This window comes from Ruegeria sp. HKCCSP351, from assembly GCF_017872535.1.
Taxonomy (GTDB): domain Bacteria; phylum Pseudomonadota; class Alphaproteobacteria; order Rhodobacterales; family Rhodobacteraceae; genus Ruegeria.
Genome location: NZ_JAEDOV010000003.1, coordinates 50285 through 67445 on the forward strand (window position 1 = coordinate 50285; position 17161 = coordinate 67445).

Here is a 17161-nt window from a genome sequence, read left to right on the forward strand (position 1 = left end):
TCAGTTGTCGATTGCACCCGACTTGTGGCGCTTATTCTTATGGTGACGTCCCATCCGGTCTTTGGCATCGGCAAATTCCTGCTCCGATATTCCACCACTGTTATCTGCATCCATCCGGTCAAACATCTTGTCACCCCGACGCGGTTTCGGCAACTCGTCCTGGCTTAGGAAACCGTCGTTGTTCGCATCGTTGTTTTCGAACATTTTGGCGACCCGGTCGTTTGCCTTTTTCTGAGCGGCGGCCTGCATTTCCTCAAGGCTGAGTTGACCGTCCCCATCAGTATCCGCGGCCGAGAAGCGTTCGGTGAAACGCGCTTCCATCTCTTGCTGCGTCACCTGACCGTCGCCATTGGCATCCAATTCCTGAAAGGACACTGGCTCACGACCACCCGGGCCAGCCGCGAGAACAGACGTGCCGGTGATTGCAACACCCGACAGGACAATCGCCGTGATGAATTTTGCATTTTTCATTTCGGTTTTCCCTTGTTAACGCGGCCTGAGTGCCGCTGCTCATATCCATTCAAACGCGCGAAGTAGGGAATTCCGTCGCAGTGCCAGCAACTTTTTTGAACCAGCGTGGTATTTCACGACGAAGTTCAGCTGAGGTGCGTTGCAAAGCGACGCACCCCCCTTTAAAAATCACCTGTTCAGGCGCATTATCCGCCAAAGATTACTGCGCGAGTAATATTATGACAGATCAGACGATCGACACCACAACCCAGAGCGAGCGTGAAACCTGGCCTGCATTGGTCAAAGGGTTTCGGTGCAAGTGCCCTAATTGCGGCGAAGGCAAGCTGTTGCACAGCTACCTGAAGGTGAATGACACCTGCACGAACTGTGGACAGGAACTGTTTCATCACCGCGCTGATGATGGGCCCGCCTATCTGACGATCCTGCTGGTTGGGCACTTGTTGGCCCCGGCCCTGCACGTCTCGTATGTGAACTGGCGCCCGGACCCATGGGTGATGGCCATCGGGTTTTCCATTGCTTGCGTTGCACTGTCGCTGTTTTTGCTCCCCCGCTTGAAAGGCGCTGTGGTCGCATATCAGTGGGCGCGTCGTATGCACGGTTTTGGCAACGATTCATGAGCCTCAAGAAACGATTGTTTTGGGCATGACGACCGACAAGACCGCCATCCGCGACGCCGCAACCGTCATCGTTTTGCGGAACAGGTGGACCAACCCGTCGATCCTGATGGGTCAACGTGGGTCCAAGGCCGTGTTCATGCCCAACAAATTCGTATTCCCCGGCGGAGCGGTCGATCCGGCGGATTCGGATGTACCGCTTGCGACCACATTGCCTGACCTGTGTTCCGAGCGGTTGGCGGAACAGGCGGAATCCGGAAAACAACACGCCCTTGCCGCCGCAGCAATTCGCGAGCTTTGGGAAGAGACAGGACTTGTCCTGGGCCAGACGGGACACTGGCCGGGCAGCATTCCCGACGACTGGCAGAGCTTTTCTGCCATGGGTTACGTGCCGTCGGCAGCTGCGTTGCAATTTGTTTTTCGCGCGGTCACACCGCCCGGCCGCCCCCGTCGGTTCGATGCGCGGTTCTTTCTGGTCGATGCCGATGCGCTGCAGGGCGACTTGGATGATTTCAGCCGTGCCTCGGACGAGCTGTCGCATCTGCAATGGGTGGAGCTGGATAGTGCGCGCGATCTGGATCTGCCGTTTATCACCGAGGTTGTTCTGGCCGAGGTCGCGGCCCGGGTGACCTCACCCGAGCCGCCAATATCGGTTCCATTCTATCAGAACAACGAAGAAGCCAATCTGTTCCTGCGGCTCAGAGGCTATCCGATGCCCGAGCACGACTGACAGGTCAATTTCACCGCATCCGGCTGACAACTACCGTCACTTCGGGTTTTTTGCCGATTTCCGCTTTTGCCGTCTGACGCACGATCCGGCGCATTTCGTCTTCCAGCTTGTCGTCATCCCGTAGGGTCTTGGCCGCAGCCCGCATCAGGAACTGGTTCAGGTCTTCTTCCAATACTTCGACCAATCCGGCGCGGGACGTTCCGACCTCGGGCAGGCCCATCGTGTCGCACCACGGTTCGCCCAGCGGCTCGTCTTCTTCATCCAGAACAACCGTCACAGTTACGTGGCCGTTCAGCGCCATGCGAATACGGTCCCGTACCACGCCATCCAACGCACCGATTTTCACCGACCCGTCCAGATAGGTACGCCCGGTTTCTACATAGTCGACCACCACAGGAGCATTGCCGCCGAGGTCCAGCATGGTGCCGTTCACGGCCAGCACGCCAGTTCTGCCACCCTGCTCAGCCAGTTTGACATGCTCGCGCAGGTGACGGTGCTCTCCATGCATTGGGATCACAATTTGTGGATCGATCAGCGCGTGAACCTTCTCAAGATCAGGCCGGTTCGCATGGCCAGAGACGTGATAGAGGCCCGAGCTGTCATCCACCACATCCACGCCCTTTTCACTGAGCTGGTTCATGATGAAAATCACGCCACGTTCGTTTCCGGGAATGGTTTTCGACGAAAACAGGAACAGATCGCCTTCGGACAGTTCCAGACCTCGGTACTTGCCACGGGCCAGTTGCGCACTTGCCGCACGGCGTTCGCCCTGGCTGCCGGTCACGATCAGCATCAGGTTCTGGCGCGGCAGGTCCAACGCCTCTTCCGCGCTGATCACCTTGGGGAAGTCCGACAGGATACCGGTTTCTGTTGCAGCTTCGATCATCCGCCGCATTGCTCGCCCCAGCAACACAACCGAACGCCCCGCGCGCGCGCCCGCCTCGGCCAATGTTTTGACCCGTGCCACGTTCGACGCGAAGGTAGTTGCCACAACCATACCCTCGGCGCTTTCGACCAGTTTGGTAATCTCTGGCCCGACCTCGGATTCCGAACGGCCCGGATGCGCCGAGAAAACATTCGTGCTGTCGCAAACCAACGCCTTGACGCCCGGCTTGGAAATCTCGGCCCACAGGTCGGGATCAAAGGGTTCCCCCACGACCGGGTTTACATCCAGCTTGAAATCACCCGAGTGCACCACGCGCCCTGCGGGCGTGTCGATGACCAACGCAGCACTTTCCGGGATCGAGTGTGAAACTGGAAGGAAACCCACCGTAAACGGTCCGACTGAGACCTTTTCGGGCCATGCGGACACGGTTGTCACAACATCGGTCGGGTGCGCATATTCTTCCATCTTGCGACGCGCGATATTGGCCGTGAAAGCCCGGGCATAAACCGGGGCTCCCAGTGCCTCATAGCAATGAGCCACGGCGCCGACATGGTCTTCATGCGCATGAGTGATGAAAACGCCATCCAGCCGGTCGGCCCGTTCTTTCAACCATGAAATATCCGCGTAGATCAGGTCGACGCCCGGTGTTGTGTCCATATCGGGAAAGGTGACGCCCAGATCCACCAGGATCAGGCGTTCCTGCCCGGGCTGACCATATCCGTACACATAGGCATTCATGCCAATTTCGCCCGCGCCACCCAGCGGCAGGTAGATCAATCTTTCACTGCTCATATCGAGCCATTTTCCTTGTTGTAGCGATGAATCACGGTCAAGCCGTGCATCGTCAAATCATCCTCGATTACGTCGAACCCCACGTCGGCCTGATCGAACAAGGGGGCCAACCCTCCGGTTCCCACGACTTTCATCGGCATTCCATATTCGGCCTTGATCCGCGCGATCAGCCCTTCGATCAGGCCGGAATATCCCCAATACACGCCCGACTGGATACAACCAACCGTATTTGTACCGATCACCTTCTCGGGACGCGTGATGTCGATATGCGGCAGTGCGGCTGCGCCCTGATGCAAAGCCTCAAGGCTGAGGTTAACACCCGGAGCGATGACGCCCCCCACATAGGCACCGTCCGCGGCGACAACGTCGAAATTTGTTGCGGTACCAAAGTCCACCACGACGACATTGCCGCCATGACGGTCAAATGCGCCGACCGCGTTGGCCAGTCGATCCGGGCCCGGCACAGTTCCTTGATCCACGCGCGGCGGCACGGGCAACAGGCAATCCGGCCTTCCCACCACCAACGGCCTGCACCCAAAAAAGCGATCTGCAAAAATGCGCAGGTTGAACACGACGCGCGGCACGGTCGAGGCAATGATGACATCCGAGATATTCGCCTCGATCCCGTAATGTTTCACCAGCGTCGAATACCAGGTGAAATAGGCGTCCGCCGTGCGTGCGTGATGGGTCGAGGTGCGCAGGGTGCACAGAAATTCCTGACCATCCCAGATCGAGAACACTGTGTTGGTATTGCCGCAATCAATGGCCAGAAGCATCTGTGCCCCTTTCAGAAATAGACATCCGCCGCAGGAATGCTCACGCGACCTTTGGCGGTGTTTAAGACAAGGTTACCGGCTGCGTCCACCGTTTCGAAGGTCCCAACCGTCTCAGACGTGCCGGTACGCGCCGTGATAACCTCGCCCAGCCGGGCAGCTCGGGACAGCCACGCAGTGCGAATGGGTTCGAACCCGTAGGTAACAAACTGAGCTTCATATTTGGCATAGGCCGAGGCAAGCTCGGTCAGAAAATCCTCGGGCGTGACGTTTGCACCGGTTTCCGACAACAGCGAGACGGGACGGATCGCGCCCGGTTCTACCACGTCGGCGTCCGGGGCGTTGGCCAAATTCACGCCAATACCAATGGACAGATACGCCACACCGCGCCCCTGCCCGGCGCTTTCGAGCAAAATACCAGCAAGCTTGCCACCGTTCAGTAGTACGTCATTGGGCCATTTCAACGACAACCCCGCGGCACGCCCCGTCACAGAGACGCAAGCGTCAAACAGGGCCAATGCCGCAACAAAACTGCGCAGTGCCGCTTGTTCTGGCGCACCTTCCGGGCGCATCAAAAGGGTCGCTGCAAGGTTGCCCATGGGGTTGGCCCATGACCGTCCGCGTCGCCCACGCGCAGCCGTCTGATGATGCGCCATGATCCAGACAGGACCACGGGCATTGGGGGCAATCCGCGCCGCTTCGTTGAGTGTGCTATCGACTTCCTGCACCTCGTGCAGGCCATAGCCTTGTGGCCACTTGGTCATATCAAAAAGGCCCGGTCACGCGACCGAGCCCCTCTTTCAGATTGTTCATAACGTTCAGTTGACAAGAGTCGCTGCCGCGGCCGCGGCCGCTCCCTCGATCCCGAACTGATAGAAGACCCCGATCAGCATCAGCGCCGCGGACCCCATCAGGGCGACCCACAGAACAGGTGTCGACCGCGTTTCGATCGGGTCCTCGTTCTCGGCCCCGAAATACATGTAGAACACGATCCGCAGGTAATAGAAGGCGCCAATTACCGATGCGATGGCCGAAACCACAACAAGGCCGGTCAAATCGGCACTTACACCAGCCCGCCAAACACCAAATTTTGCAAAGAAACCCAGCATCGGTGGCACACCGGCAAGCGAGAACATCAGGATCAGAACAGCAAGGGCCTTGCCCGGATCACGTTTGGAATACTGGCGCAGCGCATCAATGTCTGTGACGGGTTTGCCGTCGCGTTCCATCATCAGAATAAACGCAAACGTGCCGATGTTCATGGTCACATAAATCGCCAGATACATCAGCATCGCCTGAATACCCAACTCGGTGCCAGCCGCCAGACCGATCAGCGCATAGCCCATATGGGCAATCGACGAGAACGCCATCAGTCGCTTGATGTCGCGCTGACCAATTGCGGCAACCGCCCCCAGCAGCATCGACAGCACCGACAGCAAAACAATCACTTGCTGCCAATCTTTGACCACGCCTCCGAAAGCGTCATGCAGAAGACGTGCAAACAAGGCCATTGCCGCGACTTTCGGAGCGGTGGCAAAGAAAGCCGTAATTGGCGTCGGCGACCCTTCATAGACATCTGGCGTCCACATATGGAACGGAACCGCCGACACCTTGAATGCCAGACCCGAGATCAGGAAGATCAGGCCAAACAACAGACCAACCGAGACGTCCCCATGATGGACCGTCTGAATAATGCCCGAGAACAGTGTCGTGCCGGTGAACCCATAGACCAGCGACGCACCATACAGCAGCAGACCTGAACTGAGAGCGCCCAGAACAAAGTACTTCAGCCCTGCTTCGGTTGATTTCGCGCTGTCACGACGCAGCGCGGCAACAACATAAAGCGCAAGGGATTGCAGCTCGAGCCCCATGTAAAGAGACATCAGATCGCCAGCACTGACCATCATCATCATCCCTACGGCGGCAAGAGCCACCAGCAACGGATATTCAAAGCGCAGCAAACCCCGGCGTGCCATGTATTCCTGGCTCATCACCAGTACGGCACCCGCCGACAAAAGGATGGCAACTTTGGCAAAACGCGCGAACCCGTCATCTACGAACATGCCGTTGAAGGCCACGTTGGTGCCACTGCCTTGGGTTGCGATCCAGATCGCCAGGACCGCCATCAAGCCCGCTGTGGTCCAGACCAGAACCGAAGCCAGCCCGTCTCTCGAGGTGTAGACAGCCCCCAACAGAGCCACCATCGCATAGATCGCCAGAACGATTTCCGGCAGGATAATTGTCAGATCAGCCTGGATCATGTCTCCAAAGCTCCCTTAATGCGAAGCGGCAGTCTGGGTCGCAGCCTCAGCCGCGGCCAGAGCCGTGTCATAGTTCGAAATGAGTGCCGTCGTCGATTGGCCGATCACATCGGTCACCAGCGACGGGTAAACGCCCAGAAGGATCGTCATCACGATCAGCGGGGCAAAAATCAGCCGCTCGCGCGAGCTCATGTCGGTCATCGCCTTCAGGCTTTCCTTAATCAGATCCCCAAAGACAACGCGGCGGTAGAGCCACAACGCGTAAGCTGCCGAGAAGATCACACCGGTCGCCGCAACAGCAGTCACCCAGGTGTTGACCTGAAATGTGCCCATGAGTGTCAGGAACTCACCAACAAACCCGCTGGTGCCCGGCAGTCCGACATTGGCCATGGTGAACAGCATGAAGACCAGCGCATAGGCGGGCATCCGGATGACCAGACCGCCATAAGCCTCGATTTCGCGGGTGTGCATCCGGTCATAGATCACGCCGACACAGAGGAAGAGCGCGGCCGAGATGAACCCGTGGCTCAGCATCTGGAAAATCGCGCCGTCAATGCCTTGCTGGTTCGCTGCAAAGATGCCCATCGTGACAAAGCCCATATGCGCGACCGAGGAATACGCGATCAGCTTTTTCATGTCTTCCTGCACCAGTGCCACCAGCGAGGTATAGACAACCGCTATGGCTGACATCCAAAGCACAAGATCAGTCATCACCGCCGTGCCAACCGGGAACATCGGCAGGCTGAACCGCAGGAAGCCGTAGCCACCCATCTTCAACAGGATCGCCGCCAGCACGACCGAACCCGCCGTCGGCGCTTGAACGTGCGCGTCGGGCAACCAGGTATGCACCGGCCACATCGGCATTTTCACCGCAAAAGATGCGAAGAAGGCCAGGAACATCAGCGTCTGCATACCGCCGGTGATATAGATGCCCAACACGCTGAAACTCTCGGAAGCGAACTGATGGGCCATCAGAGCTTCGATATCCGTGGTGCCCGCGTCAGCATACATCGCGACCATGGCCACCAGCATCAGCACCGAGCCAAGGAAGGTGTAAAGGAAAAACTTGAAGCTGGCATAGATACGATCCTTGCCGCCCCAGATACCGATGATCAGAAACATCGGGATCAGACCCGCCTCAAAGAACAGGTAGAACAGCACCAAGTCCAGCGCCATGAACACGCCCAGCATCAGCGTTTCCAGCAGCAAGAAAGCAATCATGTATTCCTTGACGCGGTCTGTCACATTCCAACTGGCCAGAATGGTCAGCGGCATGATGAAAGTGGTCAGCAACACGAACAGAACGCTAATGCCATCCACGCCCATCTTGTATTTCAGACCCATCAGCCATTCACCCTCTTCCACCATCTGGAAGCCGGTGTTCGAAGGATCAAAGCCTGTGTAGATGCCAATTGACACCAGAAACGTCACAGTTGTCGCCAGCAATGCAATCCACTTGGCGTTGCGCTGAGCCGCGACGTCGCTGCCGTGCAGGAACAGCGCCAGAATGCTTGCTGCGATGGCGGGGATAAAGGTGACAATAGATAGGATATTGTCCATTAGTGTGCGCCTCCGCCGATCGACATCCAGGTGACAAGGGCCGCAATGCCCAAAACCATCCAGAAGGCGTAAGTAAAGATGTACCCGGTCTGCGCCTTGCCTGCGAGGCGGGTGAAGAAGGGAACAACGCCCATTGCAACCCCGTTCAGGAAGCCGTCAATCGTGTTGCCGTCACCGCGTTTCCACAGGAACCGGCCAAGAGCGATAGTGGGTTTGACAAAGATCGCGTCGTAGATTTCGTCGAAATACCATTTGTTCAGCAAGAACAGGTACAGCGGACGCTGGTTCGCGGCCAGACGTGCCGGCAGCGATGTGTTCACGACGTAGAACCAATAGGCCACGACAAAGCCAAGCAACATGGCGACGAAGGGTGAAACCTTGACCCATTTCGGGGCCGCATGCGCATCGTCCAGAATGTGGTTGTCCGGCGCCATATAAAGCGCACCTTCACCCGGCTCGCCCGCAAAGACATAGTGATGATCGCCACCCTTGACATCCTTCTCACCATGACCTTCATCAGCATGGCTGTCAGCCGCATGGCTTTCATCGGCATGGCTGTCTTCGCCGTGCGACGCATCCGCCGCCGCGTGATCACCGGCCTCGGCATGCTCTGAAGCTTCTGCAACCGGAATACCGTAGAATTTGCCAACCTTGTCCGCATGGCCAAAGAAGTTTCCGTACCAGATCATGCCCGCGAATACCGCACCCAGCGACAGAACTCCCAGTGGCACCAGCATCACCATCGGGCTTTCATGTGCGTGATCATGCGTGTGCTTGTCGCCGCGCGGCTCGCCATAGAAGGTCAGGAAGATCAGACGCCAGCTGTAGAACGAGGTGAACGCGGCAGCGACGACCAACAACCAGAAGCCATAGCTTGATCCGCCCGCATAGGCACTCTCGATAATTGCGTCTTTTGACAGGAAACCGGCAAAACCAAAGGTGGTCAGCGGGATACCAACACCGGTAATCGCCAAAGTGCCGATCATCATCGCCCAGAAGGTATAGGGGATCTTTTTGCGCAGACCGCCATATTCGGTCATCTCCTGTTCGTGATGCATCGCGTGGATCACGGAACCGGCCCCAAGAAACAACAGGGCCTTGAAGAAGGCATGCGTGAACAGGTGGAACATCGCCGCCGAATACATGCCGACGCCCGCCGCCACAAACATGTAGCCCAGCTGCGAACAGGTCGAATACGCGATGACACGTTTGATATCGGTCTGAACCAGACCAACAGTAGCAGCGAAGAACGCAGTCGAGGCCCCAAGAACGGTTATGAAACCTGTCGCGCCCGGTGCGAACTCCATCAGCGGGGACATGCGGCAGACCAAAAAGACACCTGCGGTCACCATGGTCGCAGCGTGGATCAGCGCTGACACAGGCGTCGGGCCTTCCATCGCATCCGGCAACCATGTGTGCAGGATCAACTGCGCCGACTTACCCATAGCGCCGATGAACAGCAACACGCAGATCACTTCGATCGCGGTCCACTCCCCCCACAGGAAATACAGCTTTTCTTCGGCCAAGGCAGGAGCAGAGGCAAAGATATCCGAGAAGTTGATACTGTCGGTCAGGAAGAACAGCGCGAAGATGCCCAGAGCAAACCCAAAGTCACCAACCCGGTTGACCACGAAAGCCTTGATTGCCGCCGCATTGGCCGAAGGCTTGCGATAATAGAACCCGATCAGCAGGTATGAGGCGACACCCACGCCTTCCCAGCCAAAGAACATCTGCACCAGATTGTCCGCCGTCACCAGCATCAGCATGGCGAAGGTGAAGAAGGACAGATAGGCGAAGAAACGTGGCTTATAGCTTTCGCCTTCGCGCCATTGCGGGTCGTGATCCATGTAGCCGAAGGAATACAGGTGCACGAGCGCCGAGACGGTCGTCACCACGATCAACATGATTGCCGTCAGTCGGTCCAGACGGACGGCCCAGCTTGTCGAAAGCGAGCCGCTCTCGATCCAGCGCATGATCTCGATCTGCTGCGTGTGGCCGTCGAAGGCAAAGAACACGATCCAGGACAGCAGGCAGGCCAGAAACAGCAGGCCCGTGGCGGTCCACATGGCAGCCTTCTCGCCAATGAACTTCCAGCCGAACCCGCAAATCAGCGCGCCCACCAGCGGGGCAAAGAGGATGGTGGTTTCCATGTTCCCTTACCCCTTCATCATATTGACGTCTTCAACCGCGATGGTGCCGCGGTTGCGGAAGAAACAGACCAGAATGGCCAGACCAATCGCCGCCTCGGCCGCCGCAACGGTCAGCACGAACAGCGTGAACACCTGCCCGACCAGATCGCCGAGGAAACTGGAAAACGCCACGAGGTTGATATTCACGGCCAGCAGCATCAGTTCGATGCTCATCAGCAGGATGATGACATTCTTGCGGTTCAGGAAGAGACCGAAGATGCCGATGACGAACAGCGTCGCCGCGACCGTAAGATAGTGTTCAAGTCCGATCATAGCTTCGCTCCTGGCGAGTCGGGGTAGTAGAGTTTGCAGCCGCAGAAGAAATCTGGATAGTCGCGAGGTCGCGCACCAATTTCGTCGAATTTGACACCTCTGCTGGCGCGATAACCCATCCTTTTGATCTTCGAGGACAGGTCTTCAATTCCTTTGCCCACACTCAAATCAATTGGGCCGCTCGGTTTCAGATAGTTAACTACTTTTGCAGGAGACTCACATGCCGCAGTTTGAGCGCTTTCGTCAAAAGCATAGACTTGGACTTGCTCAGCCGTATTGCAGTCCGTGACAACCGCATTTTCTCCAGTGAATTCGTAGAGAACCTGATAAACTCTACTGTCACCAAGGTCGTGCGCCTGATCTCCACTCAAATAGTCAAATCGCCCACCACCGGTAAACGAACAGTCTTTGGCCGTCTTAACCTTCTCATTTGCCCACCACGGAGGGGTCACTATAGAACAGGCTACAGCCTCGGAAGACCAAATCCCCACAGCTAAGATGAGCGATACTGCTTTGAGGTATGCTTTCATCACAACCCCTGCCCCGGTTTCACGTCCTTCAACTCCATCGCCTTGGCCGGGTCGCGCATCATCTGGCCGATGATGTCCTGACGCTTGATGTCCTTGCGGTGGCGCAGTGTCAGAACGATGGCTCCGATCATGGCCACCAGCAGGATCAGGCCCGCCAGTTGGAACAGAAGGAAGTATTGATCGTAAAGGATGAGGCCAAGCGCCTCGGTGTTGTGGCGGTCTGCCGGGACCGGCTGCGCCAGATTGGCCGCAGCCCCCTGCGCGCTGTCCCAGGCCCCAAAGGCCATGACGAACTGCATCAGGATGACGAGACCGATCAGCAGGGCCAGCGGCATATAGCGCGCCATTTCGGCCTTGAGCTCGGCAAAGTCCACGTCCAGCATCATCACCACGAAGAGGAACAGAACCGCGACCGCGCCGACATAGACGATGATCAGCAGCATCGCCACGAACTCGGCCCCCAGCAGCACGAACAGCCCTGCCGAGGACAGAAACGCCAGGATCAGCCACAGGACCGAGTGCACCGGTTGGCGGCTGATCACCGTAAACAGCCCGCCGGTGATGGCACTGATGGCAAACAGGTAGAAGGCAAAGACGGTCATTGATCCTCATCCTCGTTGTCGCCCATGACCTCTTGCGCCAGATCCAGCGCGCGGGTCATGGCCGGGATGCCGGCAAAGACCGACATCTGACCGATCGTTTCCACGATCTCTTGTTTCTTTGCGCCCGCCTCAAGCGCATGACGCACGGTCTGGCGAACGGCCGAATCCGCCTGCGCACCCTGGCAGGTCAGCCCGGCCAGCGTCAGCAACAGGCGCGTTTTGGCATCCAGCCCGTCCTTGTTGACGGTGTTGCCGAACATCATCTCCATGACCTCTTTCGGCATGGTCGGCCATAGCGCCTCGAACCCTTTGGGCGAGAAGCTTTCCATCGCCGGGTTCATCGCCTTGGCCATGTCCTGAGCCTGCTTCATCATCAGCTCGAACGGATTTGTCGGGCTGTCAGTCATCGGTACGGTGCGTCCAGTTCCAGATTGCGCGCGATCTCGGCTTCCCAGCGTTCGCCATTCGACAGGAGTTTTTCCTTGTCGTAGAACAGCTCTTCCCGGGTTTCTGTCGCGAATTCAAAGTTCGGGCCTTCGACGATGGCATCGACCGGGCAGGCCTCTTGGCAGAAACCACAATAGATGCACTTGGTCATGTCGATGTCATAGCGCGTGGTGCGGCGGCTGCCGTCTTCGCGCGGTTCGGCGTCGATGGTGATGGCCTGCGCCGGGCACACTGCCTCGCACAGTTTACAGGCGATGCAGCGTTCCTCACCGTTGGGATAACGACGCAGGGCGTGTTCACCCCGGAAGCGCGGGGACAGGGGGCCTTTTTCGTGTGGATAGTTCACGGTGGCCTTGGGTGCGAAGAAGTACTTCATGCCAAGTTTGAAGCCGACCCAAAAGTCTTGCAGCAGGAAGTATTTGGCAGCGCGGGTGTAGTCGATTTGGGTCATATCAGCCTCCTACGCTCCAACGCGCAAACGCGCCCCAGAACCAGTCGAATTTTGCCGCGAAGGCAACAAAAACCACCCAAACGAGGCTGAACGGCAGGAACACTTTCCAGCCCAACCGCATCAGCTGGTCATAGCGGTAGCGGGGCGTGATGGCCTTGACCATCGCGAAGATGAAGAAGAAGAACGCCATCTTGGCGACCATCCACAGCACACCGTCCGGCAGGCCCGGGATCGGCGACAGCCATCCGCCGAAGAACAGCAGTGACGTCAGGGCGCACATCAGGAAGATGGCGATGTATTCGCCCGCCATGAACAGCAGGAAGGGCGTGGCCGAATATTCCACCTGATAACCTGCCACCAGCTCCGATTCCGCTTCGGGCAAGTCAAACGGTGGTCGGTTCGTCTCGGCCAGTGCCGAGATGAAGAACAGGAAGACCATCGGGAAATGCGGCAGCCAGTACCAGCTGAAAAAGCCGAACGAGCCGTCCTGTGCCCGCACGATGTCACCAAAATTCATCGACCCGGTCGAGATGATCACACCGATGATGATCAGGCCGATGGAAACCTCGTACGAAATCATCTGCGCGGCAGAGCGCAGCGAGCCGAGGAACGGGTACTTTGAGTTCGACGCCCAACCGCCCATGATCACGCCATAAACCTCAAGCGAAGACACGGCGAAGACATAGAGGATCGCGACGTTGATATCCGACAGGACCCAACCATCGTTGAACGGTATCACCGCCCAGGCGATCATCGCCAACACGAAAGAGGTGAGCGGCGCGAGGATGAAAACCGTACGGTCGGCTCCTGCGGGGATCACGACCTCTTTGACGACGTATTTCAACGCATCGGCCACCGATTGCAGCAGACCGTAGACGCCGACCACGTTAGGGCCGCGGCGCATCTGGACAGCGGCCCAGATCTTGCGATCGCCATAAACAAGGAACAACAGCGAGATCATCACGAAGGCAACAACAGCAAGCACTTGCGCCAGAATGATGATGGCTATTCCGCCGGGGGTGTTAAAGAATTCAGCCATTGGTCCTCACACCGTGGGTATTCCGTTTTTCGCGCGCGATGCAAAGGCCAGATGCCTGCACAAACTGCGGCTGGGTCGGCGCGTTGGTGTAAACAGTATCTGCCGCCATTGCGCCACCCTTTTTCTTTCGTTTCACGCACATTTCCGGTGCAGTCAGGTGCCATCCAACCACAGCGCTGGCTTGCGATATGAAACTGCTATAGTTCATTCCGCCGCAATCTTCTCAGCTTTGCGGGCCTGCGCCTGCGCCGAAAGCTCGGCCATCAGTTGCGAGGCACGCGCGATCGGGTTGGTCAGATAGAAATCCTTGATCGCGTTGCGGAAGGTCGCCTGGCCTAAAGATCCGGCCTCAAGCGCTTGAACCTCGTTCTCGATCACTTCGTCGATGCGGGCCAGATGCGGAACCGCCTCGATCAAGGCTGTACGCAACTGCGCCAGCGAGTCATAGGGGAGCGTCGCCCCCAGTTCAGCCGACAGCGCACGAAGGATGGCCCAGTTTTCCTTGGCCTCACCCGGTGCAAACCCGGCACGCATCGCCAGTTGCGGACGGCCTTCCGTATTCACGAACAGACCGTTTTCCTCAGTATAGGCCGCACCCGGCAGGATCACATCTGCGCGGTGTGCGCCCCGATCCCCGTGGCTGCCCTGGTAGATCACAAACGCGCCTTCGCCGATCTCGACCTCGTCCGCACCAAGGTTATAGATCACATCCGCAGCATTAATTGCTTCCATGCCGCCATCGTTGGTGGCGTCCACATCCATCGCGCCCACGCGCGACGCCGCAGTGTGCAGAATGATCAGGCCGCTTTCCGTATTTGCGGCAATCGTTTGCGCGGCAGCCAGAACAGCGGCACCATCCGCTTCCTGCAGCGCGCCCTGCCCGACGATGACCAACGAGCGTTTGCCCCTGATTTCTTCGTCGCCCCCCATGTCGACAACCTTTTGCAGCGCCGCGCGATCATCGCCCACATGATGGTACCCATAAGTCAGATCGACCGCTGGACCCACCAAAGCGACTTCGGCCCCATGCGCCCACGCTTTGCGGATACGCGCGTTCAAAACCGGTGCTTCATCGCGCGGGTTGGTGCCAATCAGAAGAATACGCTCGGCGGCATCGATGTCTTCAATCGCGGCGGTCCCGGCATATGCGCCACGGTTCCCGGCCGGAAGCTTGGTTCCATCGGTGCGGCATTCGACAACACCGCCCTGCCCTTCGATCATCTGCTTCAACGCGAATACGGCTTCGACCGGCACCAGATCACCGACGATGCCAGCGGGTTTCTTGGCGCCTTTCAGCGCTTCTGCGGCCTTGGTCAGTGCTTCGGACCATGAGGCCGGGCGCAGCTTACCGTTTTCGCGAATGTAAGGCTTGTCCAGTCGCTGGCGACGCAGTCCGTCCCAGACAAAGCGGGTTTTGTCGCTGATCCACTCCTCATTCACGCCGTCATGATTGCGAGGAAGGAAGCGCATCACCTCGCGCCCTTTGGTGTCGACACGAATGTTCGATCCAAGCGCGTCCATGACGTCGATGCTTTCGGTTTTGGTCAATTCCCACGGGCGTGCCGTAAACGCATAAGGTTTCGAGGTCAGCGCCCCAACCGGGCACAGGTCGATAATGTTGCCCTGCAGGTTCGAATCCAGCGTCTGGTTCAGATACGAGGTGATCTCGGCATCCTCACCGCGCCCTGTCTGACCCATCTGGGTGATCCCCGCGACTTCGGTCGTGAAGCGCACACAGCGGGTGCAACTGATGCAGCGAGTCATTGCCGTGCCCACAAGCGGTCCCAGATCCAGATCATCGACCGCGCGTTTGGCTTCCTTGAACCGCGAACCGGACAGGCCATAAGCCATCGCCTGATCCTGAAGATCGCATTCGCCGCCCTGATCGCAGATCGGGCAATCCAGCGGATGGTTGATCAGCAAGAACTCCATCACTCCCTCGCGGGCCTTCTTGACCATGGGAGAGTTCGTCTTGACTACCGGCGGCTGCCCTTCCGGCCCTGGACGCAGATCGCGCACTTGCATCGCGCAGGAGGCAGCCGGTTTCGGCGGTCCGCCCACCACTTCTACCAGACACATCCGGCAGTTTCCCGCAATCGACAGACGCTCGTGATAGCAGAAACGCGGCACCTCGACCCCGGCTTGTTCACAAGCCTGTATCAGGGTCATCGCACCATCGACTTCGATTTCCTGCCCGTCGATATTGATCTTGCGGAGGTCAGACATGGCTCTCAGTTCGCTCTCAAATAAACGCCAATGGCGCTGTTTCTTTGGATTTCCTTCTGCCCCAGAGAGCAGAATGTTTCGGGGCTATCGTAGGACACGCCGTTTTTCGCCAGATAGGCCTCACCTTTGGCCCGCATCCGATCCTTTTCAGCATCCGACTCGACATAGGAGCGGATTTCTGTGTCCGAGTACCCCAGATTATTCGCTTTGGACCGCAGTCCCCACATCACACTAATCGCTTTCAATCGCCGCCCGCTGATCGATGGGCAGAACTCGGAGATCTCATTTGCAATGGCGATGTAGTAGAGTTCGTTGTCGATCTCTTTGACATCCCTCAAGGGCGGCTTTGCTTCTGCCACCACCGGCAAGGCAATCAACGATGCGAGGGCAACTAGTTTTATGACAGACATGGGTTTTCCTTTCGTCTTGGACTGTCCAAGACGAAGCGGTTCGCTGCTGCTAGGCAATAACACCCCGCGCACCAACCGATGATATGGAAAAACACCGGTCATGGCCGCTGGCAAGTTCCTGCAAATGTCAGTTGATCATCGCTGATGCTGAGCTTCTGCGGGTCAGTGTCCGGGCCCACCTTCCACGCAATCCGCGACGATCCGAAGTTCTGGATGCAGAATTTTGTGCCTTCGTGACGTCCGGCCTCGCGCGCTCCGTCGAGTGAAGCAGAGACGCCTTTGACGACTACCGTAAAGTCCGCGGGCGAGGTTTTCTTGTCGACAACCTTCGCCTTGGTCCTGAAGGACTTGCCGTCGAACAACAACCGATCTGCAGACGGTTTCACCAGACCGCATGCAGAAACACCAGCCAGCGCCAACACAACAATAAGGGCTTTCGGGGCCTTCATACCTTCCCTCTTTGTTTTCTGTTCCACTGCGTCGCTATCAAAACGCCGCCACCAGTGCCATAAGTCCGATCACGACCATGCACGCCCAGCCAATCACATACAGAATTGTCCGCGGACCGCTGCTTGGCTTGCCAATCCCTTTCAGGTGCACCACCAGCATCGCCAAGCGCGCAACCAGCGCCACCGAGGCCAGCAGGTTTACCCAAAACGGGCTGACACCAAGCAAAATCGCCGCTGTAATTACTGTCACAAATGCCGGAAGTGTTTCCGTCCCATTCAGATAAGCCCGGTTCAGGCGATACGCCTTGTCGGCATAGTCCTGCTCTGGCGTCGCACCGGGTGCCAGCCCCTTGGCTTGTTTGGCCAGTGCCGAAAACGGTGCCAGAAACAATACAACCAGTGTGAATAGCACAACCGACGCAATTGCGTGGCTATATTCAGCAAACACTTCCATCTTG

General features: G+C 57.7%; 20 protein-coding genes. 2 read left to right on the plus strand and 18 right to left on the minus strand.

Annotation, left to right across the window (positions count from 1 at the left end; translation table 11 throughout):
- The gene (locus I9182_RS07335; protein ID WP_209504434.1) at nucleotides 1-471 is read right to left on the minus strand and encodes an EF-hand domain-containing protein; all 471 of its coding nucleotides are present in this window, start codon (nucleotides 469-471) and stop codon (nucleotides 1-3) included.
- 218 nt (nucleotides 472-689) lie between these two features.
- Here I9182_RS07335 and I9182_RS07340 point away from each other — a divergent pair, with 218 nt between their 5' ends.
- Complete coding sequence (locus I9182_RS07340) at nucleotides 690-1088, plus strand: DUF983 domain-containing protein (protein WP_209504435.1); 399 nt, start codon at nucleotides 690-692, stop codon at nucleotides 1086-1088.
- A gap of 25 nt (nucleotides 1089-1113) precedes the next feature.
- Nucleotides 1114-1815 (plus strand): NUDIX hydrolase, encoded by a 702-nt coding sequence (locus I9182_RS07345; protein ID WP_209597661.1) that lies wholly within the window; start codon nucleotides 1114-1116, stop codon nucleotides 1813-1815.
- Between the two features lie 10 nt (nucleotides 1816-1825).
- On the opposite strand, the gene I9182_RS07350 is transcribed toward I9182_RS07345, so the two are convergent.
- From I9182_RS07350 to I9182_RS07430, 17 genes are read right to left on the minus strand one after another with little or no spacing between them, the layout of a single operon-like run.
- A complete protein-coding gene (locus I9182_RS07350) occupies nucleotides 1826-3493 on the minus strand; it encodes a ribonuclease J (protein WP_209504437.1) in 1668 nt (555 codons plus the stop codon).
- The gene (locus I9182_RS07355; protein WP_209504438.1) at nucleotides 3490-4269 is read right to left on the minus strand and encodes a type III pantothenate kinase; all 780 of its coding nucleotides are present in this window, start codon (nucleotides 4267-4269) and stop codon (nucleotides 3490-3492) included. Before I9182_RS07355 ends, I9182_RS07350 begins: the two co-directional genes overlap by 4 nt.
- Nucleotides 4270-4280: 11 nt before the next feature.
- A complete protein-coding gene (locus I9182_RS07360; protein WP_209597663.1) occupies nucleotides 4281-5030 on the minus strand; it encodes a biotin--[acetyl-CoA-carboxylase] ligase in 750 nt (249 codons plus the stop codon).
- 54 nt (nucleotides 5031-5084) lie between these two features.
- Nucleotides 5085-6527, minus strand: a complete 1443-nt coding sequence (gene nuoN / locus I9182_RS07365; protein ID WP_209597664.1) for an NADH-quinone oxidoreductase subunit NuoN — start codon at nucleotides 6525-6527, stop codon at nucleotides 5085-5087.
- A gap of 15 nt (nucleotides 6528-6542) precedes the next feature.
- A complete protein-coding gene (locus I9182_RS07370) occupies nucleotides 6543-8087 on the minus strand; it encodes an NADH-quinone oxidoreductase subunit M (protein WP_209597666.1) in 1545 nt (514 codons plus the stop codon).
- Nucleotides 8087-10237: an NADH-quinone oxidoreductase subunit L gene (gene nuoL / locus I9182_RS07375; RefSeq protein WP_209597668.1), complete on the minus strand. Its 2151-nt coding sequence runs from the start codon at nucleotides 10235-10237 to the stop codon at nucleotides 8087-8089. The genes I9182_RS07370 and nuoL overlap by 1 nt, the downstream gene beginning before the upstream one ends.
- A gap of 6 nt (nucleotides 10238-10243) precedes the next feature.
- Nucleotides 10244-10549, minus strand: coding sequence for an NADH-quinone oxidoreductase subunit NuoK (gene nuoK / locus I9182_RS07380; protein ID WP_005984024.1), 306 nt, complete (start codon nucleotides 10547-10549; stop codon nucleotides 10244-10246).
- Complete coding sequence (locus tag I9182_RS07385) at nucleotides 10546-11079, minus strand: hypothetical protein (protein ID WP_209597670.1); 534 nt, start codon at nucleotides 11077-11079, stop codon at nucleotides 10546-10548. The genes nuoK and I9182_RS07385 overlap by 4 nt, the downstream gene beginning before the upstream one ends.
- The gene (locus I9182_RS07390; protein WP_209597672.1) at nucleotides 11079-11681 is read right to left on the minus strand and encodes an NADH-quinone oxidoreductase subunit J; all 603 of its coding nucleotides are present in this window, start codon (nucleotides 11679-11681) and stop codon (nucleotides 11079-11081) included. The genes I9182_RS07385 and I9182_RS07390 overlap by 1 nt, the downstream gene beginning before the upstream one ends.
- The gene (locus tag I9182_RS07395; RefSeq protein WP_152458579.1) at nucleotides 11678-12088 is read right to left on the minus strand and encodes a carboxymuconolactone decarboxylase family protein; all 411 of its coding nucleotides are present in this window, start codon (nucleotides 12086-12088) and stop codon (nucleotides 11678-11680) included. Before I9182_RS07395 ends, I9182_RS07390 begins: the two co-directional genes overlap by 4 nt.
- Nucleotides 12085-12579 (minus strand): NADH-quinone oxidoreductase subunit NuoI, encoded by a 495-nt coding sequence (gene nuoI / locus I9182_RS07400; RefSeq protein ID WP_209504445.1) that lies wholly within the window; start codon nucleotides 12577-12579, stop codon nucleotides 12085-12087. The genes I9182_RS07395 and nuoI overlap by 4 nt, the downstream gene beginning before the upstream one ends.
- Before the next feature lies 1 nt (nucleotide 12580).
- The gene (gene nuoH / locus I9182_RS07405; RefSeq protein WP_117868407.1) at nucleotides 12581-13618 is read right to left on the minus strand and encodes an NADH-quinone oxidoreductase subunit NuoH; all 1038 of its coding nucleotides are present in this window, start codon (nucleotides 13616-13618) and stop codon (nucleotides 12581-12583) included.
- Entirely contained in the window at nucleotides 13611-13826 is a 216-nt protein-coding gene (locus tag I9182_RS07410) for a hypothetical protein (protein ID WP_209597674.1), read from the minus strand. Before I9182_RS07410 ends, nuoH begins: the two co-directional genes overlap by 8 nt.
- Entirely contained in the window at nucleotides 13823-15844 is a 2022-nt protein-coding gene (nuoG, locus tag I9182_RS07415; protein WP_209597676.1) for an NADH-quinone oxidoreductase subunit NuoG, read from the minus strand. Before nuoG ends, I9182_RS07410 begins: the two co-directional genes overlap by 4 nt.
- Nucleotides 15845-15849: 5 nt before the next feature.
- A complete protein-coding gene (locus I9182_RS07420) occupies nucleotides 15850-16356 on the minus strand; it encodes a DUF5333 domain-containing protein (protein WP_348540389.1) in 507 nt (168 codons plus the stop codon).
- Nucleotides 16353-16703, minus strand: coding sequence for a hypothetical protein (locus I9182_RS07425; RefSeq protein WP_209504448.1), 351 nt, complete (start codon nucleotides 16701-16703; stop codon nucleotides 16353-16355). Before I9182_RS07425 ends, I9182_RS07420 begins: the two co-directional genes overlap by 4 nt.
- A 37-nt stretch (nucleotides 16704-16740) precedes the next feature.
- The gene (locus tag I9182_RS07430; protein ID WP_209597677.1) at nucleotides 16741-17157 is read right to left on the minus strand and encodes an MAPEG family protein; all 417 of its coding nucleotides are present in this window, start codon (nucleotides 17155-17157) and stop codon (nucleotides 16741-16743) included.
- Nucleotides 17158-17161 lie beyond the last annotated feature (4 nt).